General features: G+C 57.1%; 1 protein-coding gene. It reads left to right on the top strand.

Translation table 11 applies throughout. The annotated features are described in order from the left end of the window. The coding region (locus tag AAEY78_RS14070; RefSeq protein ID WP_352340010.1) for a hypothetical protein at positions 1-254 on the top strand (254 nt) is incomplete at both ends.

Here is a 254-nt window from a genome sequence, read left to right on the forward strand (position 1 = left end):
GGCTTGAAGAAGCTCGAGGGCAAACCTCTGGAGTTGCTGTTGCGTGGGCAGGATACCGGCGACGATCCGATGCTCATCCTGCGCTGCACAAGCGAAGGATTTGAGCTGCTTGATGTGGTGAACATGATCGCAACCTCCGAGCTGTACCAACAGGGAGAGATGGTCAAACGTATCACCGGCAAATCTGTGAGAACCGTGCGACGCCTGCTCAAGGAAGGCGCGTTTGTGCGCCTGGACACGCCGCAGAGCATCAT

It is taken from the genome of Psychrobacter sp. 16-MNA-CIBAN-0192, from assembly GCF_040309565.1.
Lineage (GTDB): Bacteria > Pseudomonadota > Gammaproteobacteria > Pseudomonadales > Moraxellaceae > Psychrobacter.